The sequence below is a fragment of the Micromonospora sp. NBC_01739 genome, from assembly GCF_035920385.1.
Classification (GTDB): Bacteria; Actinomycetota; Actinomycetes; order Mycobacteriales; family Micromonosporaceae; genus Micromonospora.
Genome location: NZ_CP109151.1, coordinates 2,745,001 through 2,761,279, shown reverse-complemented (window position 1 = coordinate 2,761,279; position 16,279 = coordinate 2,745,001). Strand labels below are relative to the sequence as shown.

General features: G+C 71.4%; 17 protein-coding genes and 1 pseudogene. 8 read left to right on the top strand and 10 right to left on the bottom strand.

The features are described from left to right. Positions 1-228: 228 nt before the first annotated feature. Positions 229-630, top strand: a pseudogene (locus OIE53_RS12095) (XRE family transcriptional regulator); the annotation flags it as partial. Between the two features lie 201 nt (positions 631-831). Here the strand turns inward: OIE53_RS12095 and OIE53_RS12090 are convergent. After that, a complete protein-coding gene (locus OIE53_RS12090) occupies positions 832-1,578 on the bottom strand; it encodes a phosphotransferase family protein (protein WP_327026697.1) in 747 nt (248 codons plus the stop codon). A gap of 87 nt (positions 1,579-1,665) precedes the next feature. Here OIE53_RS12090 and OIE53_RS12085 point away from each other — a divergent pair, with 87 nt between their 5' ends. Further along, the gene (locus OIE53_RS12085; RefSeq protein WP_327026696.1) at positions 1,666-2,274 is read left to right on the top strand and encodes a DNA-3-methyladenine glycosylase; all 609 of its coding nucleotides are present in this window, start codon (positions 1,666-1,668) and stop codon (positions 2,272-2,274) included. 10 nt (positions 2,275-2,284) lie between these two features. On the opposite strand, the gene OIE53_RS12080 is transcribed toward OIE53_RS12085, so the two are convergent. Then, on the bottom strand, positions 2,285-2,509 hold the full coding sequence (locus tag OIE53_RS12080; RefSeq protein ID WP_327026695.1) for a type II toxin-antitoxin system HicA family toxin: 225 nt from the start codon (positions 2,507-2,509) through the stop codon (positions 2,285-2,287). Continuing rightward, positions 2,506-2,751 (bottom strand): type II toxin-antitoxin system HicB family antitoxin, encoded by a 246-nt coding sequence (locus OIE53_RS12075; protein ID WP_327026694.1) that lies wholly within the window; start codon positions 2,749-2,751, stop codon positions 2,506-2,508. Before OIE53_RS12075 ends, OIE53_RS12080 begins: the two co-directional genes overlap by 4 nt. A gap of 165 nt (positions 2,752-2,916) precedes the next feature. Here OIE53_RS12075 and OIE53_RS12070 point away from each other — a divergent pair, with 165 nt between their 5' ends. Then, complete coding sequence (locus OIE53_RS12070) at positions 2,917-4,017, top strand: LLM class flavin-dependent oxidoreductase (RefSeq protein ID WP_327026693.1); 1,101 nt, start codon at positions 2,917-2,919, stop codon at positions 4,015-4,017. Then, on the top strand, positions 4,014-4,637 hold the full coding sequence (locus OIE53_RS12065; protein ID WP_327026692.1) for an FMN reductase: 624 nt from the start codon (positions 4,014-4,016) through the stop codon (positions 4,635-4,637). Before OIE53_RS12070 ends, OIE53_RS12065 begins: the two co-directional genes overlap by 4 nt. Before the next feature lie 129 nt (positions 4,638-4,766). On the opposite strand, the gene OIE53_RS12060 is transcribed toward OIE53_RS12065, so the two are convergent. From OIE53_RS12060 to OIE53_RS12050, 3 genes are read right to left on the bottom strand one after another with little or no spacing between them, the layout of a single operon-like run. Continuing rightward, a complete protein-coding gene (locus OIE53_RS12060) occupies positions 4,767-5,606 on the bottom strand; it encodes a universal stress protein (RefSeq protein WP_327026691.1) in 840 nt (279 codons plus the stop codon). A 25-nt stretch (positions 5,607-5,631) separates the two neighbouring features. Continuing rightward, complete coding sequence (locus tag OIE53_RS12055; protein ID WP_327026690.1) at positions 5,632-6,525, bottom strand: universal stress protein; 894 nt, start codon at positions 6,523-6,525, stop codon at positions 5,632-5,634. Positions 6,526-6,576: 51 nt separating this feature from the next. Further along, entirely contained in the window at positions 6,577-9,126 is a 2,550-nt protein-coding gene (locus OIE53_RS12050; RefSeq protein WP_327026689.1) for a cation-translocating P-type ATPase, read from the bottom strand. A 160-nt stretch (positions 9,127-9,286) separates the two neighbouring features. On the opposite strand from OIE53_RS12050, the gene OIE53_RS12045 reads away from it, so the two are divergent. The 3 genes from OIE53_RS12045 (at position 9,287) to OIE53_RS12035 (ending at position 11,979) form a co-directional block, all read left to right on the top strand. Beyond that, positions 9,287-9,766, top strand: coding sequence for a GNAT family N-acetyltransferase (locus tag OIE53_RS12045; RefSeq protein ID WP_327026688.1), 480 nt, complete (start codon positions 9,287-9,289; stop codon positions 9,764-9,766). 61 nt (positions 9,767-9,827) lie between these two features. Beyond that, positions 9,828-10,448, top strand: coding sequence for a hypothetical protein (locus OIE53_RS12040; protein WP_327026687.1), 621 nt, complete (start codon positions 9,828-9,830; stop codon positions 10,446-10,448). A 112-nt stretch (positions 10,449-10,560) separates the two neighbouring features. Continuing rightward, a complete protein-coding gene (locus tag OIE53_RS12035) occupies positions 10,561-11,979 on the top strand; it encodes a hemolysin family protein (protein ID WP_327026686.1) in 1,419 nt (472 codons plus the stop codon). Here the strand turns inward: OIE53_RS12035 and OIE53_RS12030 are convergent. The 4 genes from OIE53_RS12030 to OIE53_RS12015 form a co-directional block, all read right to left on the bottom strand. After that, a complete protein-coding gene (locus OIE53_RS12030) occupies positions 11,927-12,235 on the bottom strand; it encodes a PRC-barrel domain-containing protein (protein WP_327026685.1) in 309 nt (102 codons plus the stop codon). The genes OIE53_RS12035 and OIE53_RS12030 overlap by 53 nt on opposite strands. Further along, positions 12,222-12,602, bottom strand: a complete 381-nt coding sequence (locus OIE53_RS12025; RefSeq protein WP_327026684.1) for a hypothetical protein — start codon at positions 12,600-12,602, stop codon at positions 12,222-12,224. Before OIE53_RS12025 ends, OIE53_RS12030 begins: the two co-directional genes overlap by 14 nt. Next, the gene (locus OIE53_RS12020) at positions 12,599-13,825 is read right to left on the bottom strand and encodes an NRAMP family divalent metal transporter (RefSeq protein WP_327026683.1); all 1,227 of its coding nucleotides are present in this window, start codon (positions 13,823-13,825) and stop codon (positions 12,599-12,601) included. Before OIE53_RS12020 ends, OIE53_RS12025 begins: the two co-directional genes overlap by 4 nt. A gap of 113 nt (positions 13,826-13,938) precedes the next feature. Next, complete coding sequence (locus OIE53_RS12015) at positions 13,939-14,331, bottom strand: PaaI family thioesterase (RefSeq protein WP_327026682.1); 393 nt, start codon at positions 14,329-14,331, stop codon at positions 13,939-13,941. 97 nt (positions 14,332-14,428) lie between these two features. Here OIE53_RS12015 and tyrS point away from each other — a divergent pair, with 97 nt between their 5' ends. Then, entirely contained in the window at positions 14,429-15,730 is a 1,302-nt protein-coding gene (gene tyrS / locus OIE53_RS12010; protein ID WP_327027163.1) for a tyrosine--tRNA ligase, read from the top strand. Positions 15,731-16,279 lie beyond the last annotated feature (549 nt).

The following is a 16,279-nucleotide window of genomic DNA, read 5'->3' as shown; positions in this document are numbered from 1 at the left end:
TGAGCCAGGTCGGAGGTCACCTTGTCGGGCCGTGTAGCTAGGCGGCCTCGTTGCCCGGTGTCGACCCAGGTCGGCACCGGGCAACACCATCACGAAGCCCCGACCGAGCCGGGACGGCGACGGTGGAGCCGTCGCGCAGGCCGCCAACCGTGCCGTTTGGACAACTCCGCGTAGCTGTGTGCTTTCAAGGTGACCAAAGCGCGACGTATCGTGGGTACGTGATGTACCGGGCTGTCGCCGACAACGGTGAAATTCATCGAGAACGGTAGGCGGTCGTTGACCTTGCGGACCGCGCAGCAGATGGCTCCGCATTTAGGCGTACGGGATCTTGGTGATCTTTTCGGCCCCTCCGTGGCGCTGTCCCTCGACGCTCGGGCCAGCCATCCGGCGGTGCACGATGTGCGACGAGCGTTGACCGCGTGGCGAATCACAATCGACGGTGAACCGGAGAGCACCGACTATCTGCGTGGTGCGGTCGATTCTGCCTGGCAGACCTGGCACACCTCCCGGCATCAGCGCACAGCGGCCGGAGAGATTCTGCCCGGCCTGCTGGATGCCACTCAGCGGGCGGCTCGATTGCATTCCGGGGCAGAACGGCGTACGAGTCTCACCCTGCCCGCGCAGGCACATGCTGCCGCCACCCCGCACGCCGACTCGGCCACGATCATCGGCACCACGCCGAGCGGTCCTCTGGCGTCTGCCGCTGCTCGGAATCGCCTGGACGCGGCAGATCCGGCTGCCCGCGCTTGGCATCGCGTACCACGTGGGCGATGACGCGTACCGGTCGCGAGCCGCGACAGCTACGCCTTCGCAGCGATCGGTGACAAGGGTTCACATCCGCGATCTCAGTACGTCGAACTCGCAGCCGGGCAAGGACGGGTCGAAGCCGTGTTCGATCAGCCAGCGGGACGCCAGCAGGCTGCGCAGCGACCACCAGGCGCGGATCACATTCCGGTCGACGTCGGTGCCGTAACCGGCGAGGAGATCGTCGAGACGTTCCTCGTGCCCGAGGGTCAGGACGGCCAGGTCGAACAACGGATCGCCGGGCGCCGCCTCGGACCAGTCGATCACGCCGGTGACCTCGTCGCCGTCGGTGAAGATGTGGGTGATCTGCAGGTCGCCGTGCATGAACACCGGCGTCCACGGCCGAATCGCGGCCTCGGCTATCTCGCGGTTGCGCTCGACCAGATCGGCCGGCAGGACGCCGGTGTCGACGAGCCAGGCGCATTCGCGTTCGAGTTCCGCGTCCAGGCCGACGAGCTTCTTGCCGGCCCACGGCGGGGGCGGCGCGTCGTGCAGCTTCCGGATCGCCGCGCCCGTCGCGGCCCACGCCGCAGGTGACGCGGGCGACGGCTCACCGAGGCGGCCGAGTGCCTGGCCGGGGACGGCCGCGATCGCGAGGACGGGCGGCTTGCGCCACAGGACCTCGGGGGTCGGAACGGGCGCCAGCCGCATCGCCTCGACCTCGACATCGATACGCGTCTGATCGCTGTCGACCTTCAGGAACACGTCGCCGACGCGCAGGGTCGCCCGCTCGTTATGAGCGACGACGACCGTGACCTCCTCCACACCGGCCATTGTCGCGGGCTGATACCTCCCCGCCAACTGGCCGCCACCGGTAATCCCAACTGGCCACGAACAGGTGGGACCGGGTTTCCTGTACGGGTGGACCACCCTTGGCTGACCGCGCCCGCCGCCGATGTCGCGCAGACCGCGCGGTCGCTGCTCGGCTGGGAGGTGGCGGCCAACGGCGTCCGGGTCAGGCTGACCGAGGTCGAGGCGTACGCGGGCACCGGCGAGGACCCGGCCTCGCACGCTCACCGTGGCCCGACCCCCCGTACGAAGGTCATGTTCGGTCCGGCGGGGTACGCCTACACGTACTTCGTCTTCGGTGTGCACTGGTGTCTGAATCTGGTTTGCGGCCCGGATGGGGAGGCGGCGGCGGTGCTGCTGCGCGCGGGCGAGGTGGTCGACGGCCTGGATCTGGCCCGCAAGCGGCGCGGTGAGGTGCCCGACCGGGATCTCGCCCGGGGACCCGCCCGCCTGGTGAGGGCGCTCGGCATCACGGCAGCGGCGAACGGCACGTCGATGCTCGACGGCACCGGGCCGCTGCTGCTGACCCCGCCTACCCGGCCGGTCGCCCCGTCGGCTGTTTCCGCCGGCCCGCGCGTCGGGGTGGCCGCCGCCCACGACGTTCCGTGGCGATTCTGGATCACCGGCGACCCGACCGTCAGCCCCTACCGCCGCCACGTCCCCCGACGCCGACGAAGCTGAAGGCTCCGGATCAGTCGAGCAGTTGCTGGAACTCGCCCGGCGTCAATCCGGCCTGGCGGAGAATGGACGCGAGGGTTCCCCGCTTGATCGTGTGGTGCTGGGGAACGATCACCACCCTCCCCGAAGGGTTGCGGTAGACCGCGTGGCTGCCCTTCGTACGCACGTGATCGAACCCGGCCTTGGCAAGCGCCGCGAGTAACTTGCGGAGCGGAAGATCGGCCAGAGCCGGGCTCATGCGGCCCTTCCGACCTGGAAGGACGTCACTAGCGGCGTAGCCTCGATGGCGGGCTGGGAGACCTCTTCGAGGTAGACCTCGACTGCTTCTCGTAGGTTGGTCAGGGCTTCGTCGAGCGTCTCGCCCTGGCTGGCTACGTCGAGCTCCAAGCATCGAGCGACGTACCAGTCCTCTTCCTGGTGGACGGCAGCCGTGAACGTCCGAACCATCAAGGCCCTCCTGATCCTGGCAGGTCGCTTCATCCTACGAGTCGAGGCTCGCCATGTGCTCCAGCGCGCGGGTGGGAGTGGAGGTGCCGTGACGGGGGACATCAGGGGAACCCGGGTCGCGGAATAGTTGACTCGTCAAATATGTTGTCGGGGGCACCGGGGACACCTGTCCCGGTCGGACGACACGAGGAGCGCATCATGCAGTTCGGAGTCTTCACCGTCGGTGACGTCACCGTCGACCCGACCAACGGGCGGGAGCCGACCGAGCGTGAGCGCATCAAGGCGATGGTCGCCATCGCCCTCAAGGCCGAGGAGGTCGGTCTCGACGTCTTCGCCACCGGCGAGCACCACAACCCGCCGTTCGTGCCCTCCTCGCCGACCACCATGCTGGGCTACATCGCCGCCCGCACCGAGCGGCTGCTGCTGTCCACCGCGACCACCCTGATCACCACGAACGACCCGGTGAAGATCGCCGAGGACTACGCGATGTTGCAGCATCTGGCCGACGGCCGGGTGGACCTGATGATGGGGCGTGGCAACACCGGCCCGGTCTACCCCTGGTTCGGACAGGACATCCGCAACGGCATCCCGCTGGCCATCGAGAACTACGACCTGCTGCGCCGGCTCTGGCGTGAGGACACCGTCGACTGGCGGGGCAAGTTCCGTACCCCCTTGCAGTCCTTCACCTCGACCCCCCGGCCGCTCGACGGGGTGCCGCCGTTCGTCTGGCACGGCTCCATCCGCAGCCCGGAGATCGCCGAGCAGGCCGCGTACTACGGGGACGGCTTCTTCGCCAACCACATCTTCTGGCCGGCCGAGCACACCCGCCGCATGGTGGGGCTGTACCGGCAGCGCTTCGAGCACTACGGCCACGGCAGCGCCGACCAGGCCATCGTCGGCCTCGGCGGCCAGGTGTTCATGCGGCGTAACTCCCAGGACGCGGTACGCGAGTTCCGCCCCTACTTCGACAACGCCCCGGTGTACGGGCACGGTCCGTCGCTGGAGGAGTTCACCGCACAGACCCCGCTGACCGTGGGCAGCCCGCAACAGGTCATCGACCGGACCCTCGGCTTCCGTGACTACGTCGGCGACTACCAGCGGCAACTGTTCCTGATCGACCACGCCGGTCTGCCGCTGAAGACCGTGCTGGAGCAGCTCGACCTGCTCGGGGAGGAGGTCGTACCGGTGCTGCGCAAGGAGTTCGAGTCCCTGCGTCCGGCCCACGTACCGGCGGCACCCACCCACGCCTCCCTGCGCGCCGCCCCCGACAGGAGCGCCGGGACGGAGGCCGGCCGGTGAGCGTGCGTACCATCGCCGTGGTCTCCGCCGGGCTCAGTCAGCCCTCCTCCACCCGGCTGCTGGCCGACCAGCTCGCCGCCGCCACCCGCGACGCCCTGACCGGGTACGGCGAACAGGTCACCCTGCACCCGGTCGAGCTGCGGGAACACGCCCACGACATCGTCAACCACCTGCTCACCGGCTTCCCAGCGGAGCCGCTGCGGCAGGTGCTGGAGCAGGTCACCGGCGCGGACGGGCTGATCGCGGTGACCCCGATCTTCAACGCCTCGTACAGCGGGCTGTTCAAGTCCTTCTTCGACCTGGTCGACGCCGAGGCCCTGGGGGGTCGGCCGGTCCTGGTCGCCGCGACCGGCGGCACCGCCCGGCACTCGCTGGCCCTGGAGCACGCGATCCGGCCGATGTTCACCTACCTGCGGGCGGTGGTCCTGCCGACCGCCGTCTTCGCGGCCCCGGAGGACTGGTCCGGCGGTACGGCGCAGGGCGCCCTACGGACCCGGATCGAGCGGGCCGCCGCCGAGTTGGCCGGGCAGGTGCACCGCAGCGCCCCCTCCGCCGGCCCGGCCGACCCCTTCGCCCTGACGACCGACTTCGCGCAACTGCTCCGAGGCGACCACCCCTGACCGGCACCGCCCACGGGTCGGCCTGGCTACCCGGCCCAGGCAGCACGAGACCGGCAGCACGAGACCGGCAGCACGAGACCGGCAGCACTGGCCCGGCCCCGCAGGGCGACCTGCGGGGCCGGTGGCCGGTCAGACCACGTGGTCGGCGGCGTGCGGGTGGGCGACGAGCACCGGGCAGCGGGCGTGTTGCACCAACGCCTGGCTGACCGAGCCGAGCAGCAGGCCGGCGAAGCCGCCCCGACCCCGGGACCCGACCACCACCAGCGCGGCCTGCTCGGAGGCCTCGATGAGCGCCTCGTCGGGCTTCCGGCCGGTGACCACCCGTTCCTCTACGGTCAGCCCGGGGTGACTGCCTCGGGTGGCCGCCGCGGCGGTGGCCAGCAGGTGTTCCCCGTCGATGTCCCGCTCCCCGCTGATGTGCATCAACACCAGGGTGCCCCCGCGTCGGACCGCCTCCTCGGCGCCGTGCCCGACGGCGAGTTCGGCCGACTCGGAGCCGTCGATCCCGACGACCACCGGTCCGTCGGTCGGCAGTGGCCGGTCCGGTGGCCGGACCACCAGCACCGGGCAGTGCCCGTGCGCGGCCACCTGGGTGCCGACTGAGCCGAGCAGCAGGCCGGCGAAGCCGCCCAGACCCCGACTGCCCACCACTACCAGTTCGGCCCGACGGGACTCCTCGACCAGGGTGGCACCGGGCCCACCGGCGACCTGCCGCACCTCTACGGTCAGCGAGGGCCACCGGTCGACCAGTTCGGTGGCGGTCTGTTCGAGCATCTTCCGCCCGTCCTCCGAGGGCGCCGGCAGACCCACCTCGTAGGGGTTGATCGGCACCCCGTAGCCGAGTGGGTGCAGGTAGCCGTGCACCAGGTGCAGCGGACGGGACCGCCACACCGCCTCCTGGGCCGCGTGCTCGGCGGCGACCAGGCTAGGCGGGGAGCCGTCCACCCCCACTACGACAGGTCGGTTCATGATGCCTCCAGAGGTCGTCGCCTCATCAGGATCCTTCGACGGTACGCGGTTCGCGGATGACCACCACCGGTGCGTCCGCATGGTGCAGCACCGCGTGACTGACCGAGCCCAGCAGCAACCCGGCCAGGGCCCCGCGTCCCCGCGCCCCGACGACCACCAGTTGGGCCCCACGGGACTGCTCCACCAGCGCCCGGGCGGGGGAGCCCCGCACCAGCGACTGCCGCACCGGCACCTTCGGGTACCGCGGCGACCAGCGCGCCACGGCCTCGGCGAGGACCTGCTCCTCCTGCTTCTGGAAGGCGTCCAGGTCGTAGACCAGCGGCAGGATGTCGCCCGGACCGGCCGGCGTCGGGTAGAGCCAGGAGTGCACGGCCACCAGTTCGGTGTCGCGCCGGGCGGCCTCCTCGAACGCGAACCCGACCGCCTCGTCGGAGGCGGGGGAGCCGTCGACCCCGACGACCACCGGCCCGTCGGCGCGCTGCTCACCCCGGACCACCAGCACCGGGCAGGTGGCCCGGGCACTGAGCTGCACGGCCACCGAGCCGAGCAGCAGCCCGGCGAACCCACCCAGGCCCCGGCTGCCGAGCACCAGCAGGGCGGCGTCCTCGGACTCGGCCAGCATGACCGCCGGTGCCGCGCCGTGCACCACCGCGCCGGTGACGGAGACCTCCGGGCCGATCTTGGTAGCTTCGGCCACCGCCTCGGTCACGAACTGCTCGGCCTGGTTACGCAGGCCGGCGTCGGCCGGCGCTCCCGGCGCGGGACCCAACGGCACCCGCATCAACGGCCAGATGAAGGCGTGTACGACCCGCAGCGGCAGCTGCCGGTACGCGGCCTCCCGGGCGGCGGCGCGTACCGCGTGCAGGGCCATCTCGGAACCGTCCACACCCACCACGACGGGGGCGGTCTTGCTGTTCATCGAGTCCTCCTTCGGATCACTATCAGCCTGACCCATCGCGCCAGGTCACCGTCACCGACCCCGACGAGTCATCATCGTCAGCCGGAGCACCAGACCGGGCAGCACGCTCACCACCGCGCAGGCGAGCAGGTCCACGGCCCCCAGCGGTCGGGTGCCCAGCAGGTCCCGCAGCGGTGCCACCAGCACCCCGGCGACCTGCAGCAGCGCGGAGACCGCCACGGCCAGCGGCAGCGCCGGGTTGCCCCGCCGTGCGCCGGGTGGCCGTGGCGCGCGGACCGCCAGGGCGACCCCGAGCTGGGCCAGACCCAGCACCACGAAGACGACCGACTGCCAGGGCCGTTCCCAGTGTGCGGCGAGTACGCCCGCCCCGAGGGTCACTGCCGAGATCAACGCTCCAGCGACCAGGATGTGTCGGCCCAGCCCCGCCCCGAGCACCGATTCCTGCGGTGAGCGGGGTGCCCGACCCAGGGTGCCCGGTTCCGCCGGCTCGGCGCCCAGGGCCACCCCCGGCAGCCCGTGGGTGAGCAGGTTGATCCAGAGGATCTGCGCCGGCAGCAGCGGTACGGCCAACCCGAACAGCGGACCCAGCAGCATCACCACGATCTCGGCCACCCCACCGGAGAGGGCGTAGCGCAGGAACCGCCGGATGTTGTCGTAGATCCGCCGTCCCTCGCCGATCGCGGTCGCCACGGTCGACAGGTCGTCGTCGACCAGCACCAGGTCGGCGGCCTGCCGAGCCACCTCGGTGCCGCTGCCCATGGCCACCCCGATGTCGGCGCGGCGCAGGGCGGGTGCGTCGTTGACCCCGTCGCCGGTCATCGCCACCACATGCCCTCGGGCCTGCATCGCGGCGACGATGTCGAGCTTCTGCTCCGGGCGGGTACGGGCGAACACCCGCGCCGCCGGGTCCGCCTCGGCCGGATCACCGTCGTCCCCGCGTACCACCGGGTCCCCGGGGTCCCAGACGCCGAGCTGCCCGGCGATGGCCGCCGCGGTCGCCGGATGGTCCCCGGTGATCAGCACCAGCCGCACCCCGGCCTCGGTGAAGCTGCCCGCGATCTCCGGCGCCCCGGCCCGCAGCGGGTCACCGACCCCGACCAGTCCGACCACCTGAAGCCCGACCGGGTGGGCGGGATCGGTCGGCGGGGTGTCCACCAGCGCCGCCGCCAGGGCGAGCACCCGCAGCCCCGCCCCCGCCAACTCGGCCGCCGCGGCGGCCAGCTCGGCCAGTTCCTCGGCGTCGGCGTCGACCAGCGGCGCGGCCAGCACACTCTCCGGCGCCCCCTTGCACACCACCAGGTATCGGTTGTCGCAGGACCGGTGCACCGTGGTCATCCGGCGCAGCTCCTGGTCGAAGGGGTGCTCGGCGACCCGGGGCCAGGCCCGGCGGGTGGTCTGCGGTTCCAGGCCGCAGCGGGCCGCGAAGGTCACCAGGGCCGCCTCCAACGGGTCACCGACCGCACCCCAGTCCGGTCGCTGCTCATCCGGTGCGGCCAGCGTCGCGTCGTTGCACAGCAGCCCGGCCCGGGCCAGCCGGCGCAACTCGTCGGTGACCGCCACCCGATCCCCGTCCCGCTGGATCATGCCGTGCGGGGCGTACCCGGTGCCGGTGACCTCGAAGCGGCCCCCCTCGGCGGTACGGGCCTGCTGCACGGCCATCCGCCCCTCGGTGAGGGTGCCGGTCTTGTCCGAGGCGATCACGGTGACCGAACCGAGGCTCTCCACGGCGTGCAGCCGACGGGGGATGGCCCGAGCGGTGGCCATCCGCCGGGCACCGAGCGCCAGGGCCAGGGTGACCACCGCAGGCAGTGACTCCGGAACCGCCGCCACCACCAGGCTCACCGCGGTGACGGCCATCTCCACCACCGGCCGCCCACCGAGTACCCCGAGGACGAAGACCAGCCCGGAGAGCAGGACGGCGACCAGACCCAGGACCCGCCCCAGGGCCGACAGCCGCCGTTGCAGGGGAGTAGGGCCCGGTCGGGTGGTGGCCGCCAGACTGGCGATCCGGCCCAGGGCGCTGGCCGCTCCGGTGCGGACCACCGTGCCGGTGGCCCGTCCCACGGTGACCACCGTGCCGGCGCTGGCCTCCTCGCCGATGTCCCGGGCCACCGGCATCGACTCGCCGGTGAGGGCGGACTCGTCCAGCCGCAGCCGGCTGGTCTCCTCCAGCAGCAGGTCGGCCGGGACCACGTCACCGGCCTCGATCCGGACCAGGTCACCCCGGACCAGGTCGGCGGCGGGCAGCACCAGGTCCCGGCCGTCGCGCAGCACCCGGGCGGTCGGCGCGGCCAGTTGGTCCAGGGCGGCGATGGCCCGGTCGGCGCGTACCTCCTGCACCACCCCGATGATCGTGTTGACCGCGACCACGAGCAGGATCACCGCGGTGTCGGGGTAGTCCCGCAGGACGGTGGTGACCACGGCGGCGGCCAGCAGCAGGGCGACCAGGGGGTCGGTCAACTGCCGCAGGACCCGTACGGTCAGGTGCCGGCGGGGTGGCGCCTCGGTGCTGTTCGGCCCGTCCCGGCGCAACCGCTGCGCGGCCTCGGCGGAACTGAGCCCGCCGGGGGTCACCGGTCGGGTGACGGTGTCAGTGCTCACGGTCGCACCCCTGCCCACGTACCTCTCGTCACCGCGCTGCCCCGACGGCTGCCCTTGTGGTCCAAGCGTCCCGTGTGACTGTTGTTGTCCGGCAGGGGCTAGGGCCCGCCCGGCTCGGGACCAAAGGCCCTGCCGGGCTCAGGGCGTATCGTCAACGGCGATGAGCGACGACTTACGGCTGCGTGCCGTCGCCGAGGACGACCTGCCGGAGTTCTACGCCCACCAACTGGACCCCGAGGCCGCCCGGATGGCCGCCTTCGGCGCCGCCGACCCGGCCGACCCCCGGGCCTTCGCCGCACACTGGGTCCACATCCTGACCGACCCGGAGAATCTGGCCTGGACGGTGACGGTCGACGACGCGGTGGTCGGGCATGTGCTGGCCTTCCCCGCCGAGGGACGCACCGAGGTCAGCTACTGGATCGACCCCACCCGGTGGGGCCGGGGGTACGCCACCCGGGCCCTGGCCGCGCTGCTGCGCGAGGTGACCCGCCGCCCCCTGTACGCGCGGACCGCGACGGACAACATCGCCTCGCTGACCGTGCTGCGTCGCTGCGGGTTCGTCGTCCGGGCCACCGAGCGGGCGTACGCCCCCGGCCGGGGCGAGGAGATCGACGAGTACCTGCTGGAGTTGCCGGCCTGACCCCGGTCCCGGGCCACCGCCCGGAGGGTGCGTCGACCTGGGCGGCCACTACCCTCGCGGGGTGAACTGGCTGGAACTCGTCGGCTGGACCGGCTCCGCCCTGCTGGTCTGGTCCCTGGTGCAGACCCGCATCCTGCGGCTACGGGCGGTCAACCTGATCGGCAGCCTGGTACTCATCGGCTACAACGCCGCCGTGCAGGTGTGGCCCATGGTGGGGCTCAACGTCGTCCTGTCGGTGATCAACATCTGGTACCTGCGGAAGCTGCTGGCCACCCGGCACGACGAGCAGACCTACCAGGTGGTCGAGGTGGGCGCCGACGACGCCTTCCTGGCCCACACCCTGCGGGTGCACGCCGCCGACATCGCCCGGTTCAACCCCGGCTTCCGCCCCGAGCCGATGCCCGGCCGGTCGGCCTTCCTGGTGGTCCGCGCCGACGAGGTCGTCGGGGTGGTGCTGGCCCACGACGCCGGAGACGGGGTGGCCCAGGTGGACCTGGACTACGTCACCCCGGCCTTCCGGGACTTCACCCCGGGGGAGTTCGTCTACCGACGCAGCAGCCTGTTCACCGACCGGGGATTCCGCCGGGTGCTCAGCCCACCGGGCATGCGGGCCCCCTACTACCAGCGCATCGGGTTCCGCCCCCACGGCCGGTCGTACGCCCTGGATCTCCCGCAAGGGTGACCCGGCGCGGAGGATGATTCACCATCGCGGCAAGTGGGCATAGGCACCGCTACGTCGGTGGGACTTCCACCGGCGGCGCCACCGGGCGCGGTCCGACGAGGGAGAACCGGGCGTGCACAGCTACTGGATTCAGCTGGCCCTGGTCGCGGTCCTGATCATCATCAACGCGATCTTCGCCGGGAGTGAGCTGGCTCTGGTGTCGCTGCGCGACAGCCAGATCCAGCGGCTGGCCCGCACCGGCCGCGCCGGAGAGGTACTGGCCCGGCTGGCCCGCGACCCCAACCGATTCCTGGCCACCATCCAGATCGGCATCACCCTGGCCGGCTTCCTGGCCTCGGCGGCGGCGGCGGTGTCGCTGGCCCGGCCCCTGACGCCGTTGTTGCAGGTGTTCGGCCGAGCCGCCGAACCGATGGCCATCGTGCTGGTCACCCTGGCCCTGACCTTCGTCACCCTGGTCTTCGGGGAACTCGCCCCGAAACGGATCGCGATGCAGATCCCGGAGCGCTGGGCCCTGCTCGTCGCCCGCCCCCTGGACCTGCTCGCCGCCCTCACCCGCCCGGCGGTGTGGCTGCTGGGCGCCACCAGCGACCTGGTGGTCCGGCTGGTCGGGCTGAACCCGAAACCCGAGCGGGACGAGATCAGCCCGGACGAACTACGCGACATCGTCGCCGGCAACCACGGCTTCACCAAGGAGCAGCAGACCATCATCGCCGGGGCGGTGGAGATCGCCGACCGGAAGCTGCGCGCCGTACTGGTGCCCCGGCTGCGGGTCTTCTGCCTGGACAGCGGCACCACCGCCGAGGCGGCCCGGCTGGTGCTGGCCGCCTCCGGGCACTCCCGGGCCCCGGTGGTCCGCCACGGCGGCCTGGACGAGACCGTCGGGGTCATCCACCTGCGGGACCTGGTCGGGGTCCGCGACGACCAGCCGGTCGACGAGTGCGTACGCCCACCGATGCTGCTGCCGGACTCCGTCTCGGTGGTCGACGCCCTGCGTCAGTTCAAGGCGGAACGCCAGCACATGGCGCTGGTGGTGGACGAACGGGGTGCCGTCGAGGGCATCGTCACCCTGGAGGACGTCCTGGAGGAGATCGTCGGGGAGATCTACGACGAGACCGACCGGGACATCCGCGAGGTACGCACCGACGACGACGGCGCCCTGCTGCTGTCCGGCACCTTCCCGATCCACGACCTGCCGGACATCGGGGTGGAACTGCCCGCCCGACCGGAGGGCGACTACACCACGGTCGCCGGCCTGGTCCTCGCCGGCCTGGGCCGGATCCCCACCGTCGGCGAACACCTCACGGTCGACGGGTGGCGCCTGGAGGTCACCCAGGTCGACGACCGGGCCATCACCGGGGTACGGCTGTGCCGCCCCGCCGAACCCGCACCGGACGCCGAGCCGACCGACCAGCAGGAAGCCGACCAGCAGGCGGCTGACCAGGAGGCGCTTGAACAGGAGGAGGCTGACCAGCAGGCGGTCAGCGGGGCGCGGGATCCACAGGAAGACCTGGCACCGGCGGATCGAACCTGAGTCGGTGCACCGGCACCTGCACGGTGCTGCGGTTCAGCAGCCGGGCGAGCGCCCGGATCGCCCAGGGCCCGGAGGGGTGCCGTTCCGGGCCGATCAACCGACCGCTGAGCCGGCCGTACCAGTGGCGGGTCACCACCAGGTCGGTCAACCGCAGCGGCCCACCCGGGGTACCCCGCACCACCAGGTCCACCACCCGACCCAACCGTCGGCCCTGCTCGTCGTACGCGGTGCGGCCCAGCAGCTCACCCGCCCGCACGGCCGGCTCCGGGGATCTTGCCGATCAGGTGACGACGCAGCCACAACTCCACCGGGGAGGTGGGCAGATCCTCGGCCCGTACCCGCAGCCGCACCGCACTGTCGATACCCGCCACCAGCCCGTACGGGATGCGCAGCGGCACCATCGGCGGCTCGGCGACGAACCGTTCCGCGGTCAGCACCAGCATCCGGCCGATCCGGCCGCCGACCCGCAACCCGAGGGCCCCCGGCCCGGTCAGCAGGGTCCGCAGGTACGGCGTCCCCTGCGCATCCAGGGCGAACTCCACATCGTCGACCTTGCCGATCAGCCGGCCGTCCCGGTCGACGAGTTGGCGGTCGAGCAGATCATGGCTGATCTGGATCCTCACTGCCCCATTCTGGTCCCGACGGCCACCGGGATGGCGGCGATCGCCGCAGCCACGATGATCAGCAGCAGGACCGCGCCCAGGACGTTGAGCCACCGCCCGTTGACCCGGTCGCCCAGGTAGGTGCGGTCGTTGGCCACCACCAGGATCGGCAGGTAGGTCAGCGGCAGGGCCACCGCACTGATGATCAACATGTACTCGGTCAGGGTCACCGGATCGATCCGGGTGAGCAGCAGCAACACCCCCAGCAGCACACTGACCAGCAGCACGGTGTGGAACCGGGCCGCCTCGCGCGGGTTCACCCGCTTACCCCACTGCCAGCCGAAGTACTGCGCGGCGGCGTACGCGGCCGACAGCCCGGTCTCCAGGGCGGCCCCGAAGGTGACCGCGAAGAAGGCCAGGGCCGCGATCGCCAGCCCCACCCCGCCGAAGGCCAGCACCACCGGGTGGGCCACCTCGCCGAGGTCGGAGACCGTCAGTCCGGCGGGCCGTAGCACCACCGTGGCGGTGGCGATCAACGACAGGGCGAGGAACCCGCCGATCGGGAAACCGACGAGCACACTGAACCGGGCATCGGCCAGGTCCGCCGAACTCCACCGCTCCTCCACCCCGCCGGAGGAGAAGAAGAACACCTCGTACGGGCTGACCGTGGAGGCGAACAACGCCACCGCGACGAACCAGTACGCCCCCCAGCCCTGGCCGCCGTCGTCGATGCTCACCGCCCCCCGCCCGAGGGCCGCCCAGTCGGTCGGCAACCAGAACAGCGCCACCGCGAAGACCACCAGGGTCAGCCCGGCCAGCCCGAACAGCCGCTCCATCACCGGGAAACGCACCCGCCACAGCACCAGCCACACCGCCGCCCCGGCGACCGGCACCCAGAGCAGGTACGGCACCCCGCTGGCCAGTTGCAACGCCAACGCCACCCCGCCCAGCTCGGCGGCCAGGGTGATCACCGTGACCAGGTACGAGGCCACCAGGTTGACCAGGGCCATCCGGGCCCCGAGCCGCTCCCGTACCAGGTCGAACACCGCCCGGCCGGTCACCGCCGCGATCCGTCCGGCCATCTCGGCGTACGCGCAGATGGCGATCACCCCGAGCAGCAGCACCCAGGCGTGCGACATGCCGAAGCGTGCCCCGGCCTGACCGGCGGCCACCAGGTCACCGATGTCGACGAAGCCACCGACCGCGGAGAGGATGCCGAGGGTGGCCGCGAGCAGCTTCTTCACCTCGGCGGTGGCCCGGACGCGGTCATCGAGGCGACGATATCGCCGAGACTGCCGCTAACTACCGCAAACCCGGCATTGTCGCCCGGTCACGGCATCGGTGTGGAGCTACCTGCTCAGCTGTCGGGGTAGAGGTTCTGCAGGCGGACCTGTCCCCGGGCGACCAGCCGATCCGTGGCGTCGGTGATCTCCACCTGCCACAACTGCTGGGTACGCCCCCGGTGCACCGGAGTGGCGACCGCGGTCAACTCCCCGTCGCCGACGGACCGCAGGAAGTCCGTCTGGTTGGACACCCCGACCACCCGGCCGCGCTCGCCCAACCAGAGACCGGCACCCACACTGGCCGCCGTCTCCACCACCGAGCAGTAGACCCCACCATGCTGGATGCCGTACGGCTGGAGCAGCTCCGGGCGTACCCGCCAACGGACCGTCACCCGGTCCCCGCTGACCTCGCCGTACTCCAAGCCGAGCAGGGCGAAGAACCCGGTAGAGAGCTGGGACATCTCCATGGCGGCCTCCTCGATCTTGGCAGGGTCACCCTACCGAGGTCGCAGGCCTGCCAACCCGGTAGGGCCCGGAGGCGCTGATGGGGGAGAATCGGTGACCGTGACCGACAGCAACCTCCCGCCGGCCGGGCGGGACTCCTTCCTAGACGACCTGCGGTGGCGCGGCCTGATCCAGGACTCCACCGACCCCGACGAGCTGCGCGCACTGCTCGACGGCCCGGCGGCCGTCTTCTATGTGGGGTTCGACCCGACCGCGCCCAGCCTGCATGTCGGCCACCTGATGCAGGTGACCACGGCACGTCGTCTGCAACTGGCCGGACACCGCCCGTTGCTGCTGGTCGGCGGCGCGACCGGGCAGATCGGGGACCCGAAGGAGAGCGCCGAGCGCACCCTGAACCCGCCCGAGGTGGTGGCCGGCTGGGTGCAGCGCATCCGCGACCAGTTGGCGCCCTTCGTGTCGTACACCGGTGACAACGCGGCCCAGCTGGTCAACAACCTGGAGTGGACCGGCGAGATGTCGGTGGTGGAGTTCCTCCGGGACGTGGGAAAGCACTTCCCGGTCAACAAGATGCTGGCCCGGGAGGTGGTCCGGGCCCGGCTGGAGAGCGGCATCAGCTTCACCGAGTTCAGCTACCAGCTGCTCCAGGCCAACGACTTCTTCGAACTGCACCGCCGGCACGGCTGCCAACTCCAGTTCGGCGGCTCCGACCAGTGGGGCAACATCACCGCCGGGGTCGACTACGTCCGTCGTCGGGGCGCCGGACCGGTGCAGGGCTTCACCACCCCCCTGGTCACCAAGTCCGACGGCTCGAAGTTCGGTAAGACCGAGGGCGGGGCGGTCTGGCTAGACCCCGAGATGACCAGCCCGTACGCCTTCTACCAGTTCTGGATCAACGTCGACGATCGGGACGTGGGGCGCTACCTGCGCTACTTCAGCTTCCGCTCCCGGGAGGAACTCGAAGCGCTGGAGAAGGAGACCGCGGAACGGCCGGCCTCCCGTGCCGCCCAGCGTGCCCTGGCCGAGGAACTCACCACCCTGGTGCACGGTGAGCGGGAGATGGCCCAGGTGGTCGCCGCCAGTCAGGCCCTGTTCGGTCGTGGCTCCCTGGCGGAGCTGTCGCCAGCCACCCTGCGCGCCGCCCTCACCGAAGCCGGCCTGGTACGCCTGGACGAGTTGCCGGAGGTGGCCGTCCTGCTCAAGGAGTCCGGCCTGGTGCCCAGCATGAAGGAGGCCCGCCGGGTGATCACCGAGGGTGGCGCCTACGTCAACAACAACCGGGTGACCGAGGTCGACGCCGTGGTCGGGCCGGAGGACCTGCTGCACGGCCGGTACCTGGTGTTGCGTCGGGGCAAGCGGTCCTTCGCCGGGGTGGAGCTGGAGGTTCCCGGCGAGGTCCGGTGAGGCCCGGCCAGGGGGTGTGACGCGCGACGCGTCCGGCGGATTTGACGTTCAATCCGTCGGACGCGTAACTTTCTCTCCGTCAGCGCGGAACGGACGAAACGGGTCGAAAGATCCGAAGGCCGGAGCGCAGGTCGACCCCGGGAACGAGCGGCACTACCGCTTCGAGACCGGGCCGGGCGGTGCCCCGAACCCGTCGCGAGGCGGATTTGGCGAGGCGGAACCGACCGGGTATGGTTGGCCGCCGGCAGGGCCCCAGGCGCGCTAGCGGGAGACCGCAGCGGCTGGCCTGCCGAAACCCCGATACGAACGGCGCAAGCCGATCAGCTTGGGGTGCCCGGAGAACGGGTGGAAGCGTGACAAAGCGGCGCAAGTCGATTTGACACGGCGGAAACCACCGGGTAACGTAGTAAAAGTGCCCGGCGCGAGAGCGGCGGGTGCGGGAGCGGAACGGTAGCCCCGGATGGTGGCCCTGGTGGGTTGTCTGATGGTGTGTGGTTGTTCTTTGAGAACTCAACAGGGTGTTTGATAAGCCAGTGCCAAGTAGTTTAT

What these genes read in the sequence shown, in the direction of transcription:
- OIE53_RS12070 (WP_327026693.1), top strand. Translation starts at nt 2,917, where the DNA reads ATGCAGTTCGGAGTCTTCACCGTCGGTGACGTCACCGTCGACCCGACC.
- OIE53_RS12015 (WP_327026682.1), bottom strand. Translation starts at nt 14,331, where the DNA reads ATGGAGATGTCCCAGCTCTCTACCGGGTTCTTCGCCCTGCTCGGCTTG.
- OIE53_RS12090 (WP_327026697.1), bottom strand. Translation starts at nt 1,578, where the DNA reads ATGGCCGGTGTGGAGGAGGTCACGGTCGTCGTCGCTCATAACGAGCGG.
- OIE53_RS12055 (WP_327026690.1), bottom strand. Translation starts at nt 6,525, where the DNA reads ATGAACAGCAAGACCGCCCCCGTCGTGGTGGGTGTGGACGGTTCCGAG.
- OIE53_RS12075 (WP_327026694.1), bottom strand. Translation starts at nt 2,751, where the DNA reads ATGAAGCGACCTGCCAGGATCAGGAGGGCCTTGATGGTTCGGACGTTC.
- OIE53_RS12080 (WP_327026695.1), bottom strand. Translation starts at nt 2,509, where the DNA reads ATGAGCCCGGCTCTGGCCGATCTTCCGCTCCGCAAGTTACTCGCGGCG.
- OIE53_RS12045 (WP_327026688.1), top strand. Translation starts at nt 9,287, where the DNA reads ATGAGCGACGACTTACGGCTGCGTGCCGTCGCCGAGGACGACCTGCCG.
- OIE53_RS12060 (WP_327026691.1), bottom strand. Translation starts at nt 5,606, where the DNA reads ATGAACCGACCTGTCGTAGTGGGGGTGGACGGCTCCCCGCCTAGCCTG.